Below are 1,536 nucleotides of genomic sequence, written 5' to 3'. Positions count from 1 at the left end.
CAATGCCGTTCGGTTAGTCGTCTGGCGGGCTTGGCGATGCGTTGATCTGGATGTGGACGGCGGTTCTGTGGGTTCGGTGGTCGGTGTTGCGGCCGACGGCGCGGTACTTGGAGCTGATCGCTCGTTTCTTCACGCGGGGTCGGGACCGGTCTCGGCGGGCGGGTAGGAGGCCGTTGAGTATGGCGGTGCCGATCTGTCCGACGAGGTCGGTCTGGGTGTGGATGATGCCGGCGGCCCGGATGATCTGGTCACGTGCTGTGTTCAGCGCGATGGTGAATGCGGTGCGGTCGGGGTCGATGTCGGGCCGGTGCAGGACGGCGTCGCTCATCGCGGTGCGTAGTGCCTGGTAGGCAACCAGAAGTGCCCAGGTCTCCTGGGCGACGGCTGTCGGGTGGCGGCCGCGCAGGACTCTGCCGCCGAGGACGGTCGATTTCAGCTCGCAGTAGCTGGTCTCGATCTCCCAGCGTTCTCGGTAGAGCCTGACCAGAGCGATGGCGGGTGCCTCGTGGGGGTCGAGCAGGCTGGTGACGAGCCGGTAGGCGTGGTGGGTGGCAGTGTGCTTGCTGGTGCCGTCGGCAGGGGTGAGGGTGATGGTGGCCTCGATGACTCGGACGGTGGCTTCATCTATGCGGGACAGGAACGTGCCGTCGGGCAGACGACGCAGGATCGGCAGCTTGAGCGCTGTGCTGTGGGTCTTGGCCCGGATGAGGAAGTCCGCGCCCGTGGACGCGACGGTGCCCACGAACGTGGTGGCTGAGAAGTTCCGGTCACCCAGCAGCAGCATCCCGGGCCGGAGTGCTCTGGTCGTGCCCGCGGTGGTGACCAGTTCACGGGCGTAGGTCAGCTCGCCGGTCGCGTCGGTGCCGAAGGCGGCGTCAATGAGGGTTCGGGTCCCGCAGGCCATCAGCGTGACCAGACGCAGCATCGGGTAACCGGCGGGCCCGTTCGGTCCGGGCTTCGCCTTGGGGAACACCAACAGGTTCGCGGGCGTGTCCGGCAGCGCGATCTGGGTGCCGTCGATCGCGACCACCAGCCTGCCCGCGAACCGTGTCACCTGTGTCGCGGTCACCGCTGCGGGGCCTTTGACCAGGTCGAACAGTGCTTTCAACGGTTTGGGGCCGACCCGTCGCATCGCAGCCGTGATCGATGAACCCGCCGGTGCGGGCAGCGGCACAGACAGCGAGGCAGTCAGCCGGGACCAGATTCCCGTCCAGCCCATCCCGGTGAACAGCGCGCCAGCGAGCAGGAGGTAGACCACCACCCGCGACGGCAGCCGCCGCACCCGCTGCTGCAGACCACCTGCGGACGCGAGTGCCTCGTCGACGAGATCGAACGGAACAACCTGGGTCAACTCGCCCAAGTGCCCCACGGCGAACACGCCGGGAGCATGCGTAATGACAGAATCAGACACTGCAGCCCTTGCAGAGGAACACGAGTCTTGGCGGACCCGAGAACCACTACAAGGGCTGCACCCATATCACCAGCCGAAACGCCGAAAGTTGCACTGCCGATCGAACCCCTAACCGAACGGCATTG

Annotated in this window: 1 protein-coding gene; it reads right to left on the bottom strand. The window is 66.6% G+C overall.

Translation table 11 applies throughout. From position 1 onward, the window contains the following. Positions 1-13: 13 nt before the first annotated feature. Positions 14-1,378, bottom strand: coding sequence for an IS4 family transposase (locus ACGFU6_RS39280; RefSeq protein ID WP_393617408.1), 1,365 nt, complete (start codon positions 1,376-1,378; stop codon positions 14-16). Positions 1,379-1,536: the final 158 nt, after the last annotated feature.

Origin of the sequence: Streptomyces sp. NPDC048462 (assembly GCF_043200175.1) — a bacterium.
Taxonomy (GTDB): domain Bacteria; phylum Actinomycetota; class Actinomycetes; order Streptomycetales; family Streptomycetaceae; genus Streptomyces.
This window is presented reverse-complemented; position numbering and strand designations above follow the sequence as displayed.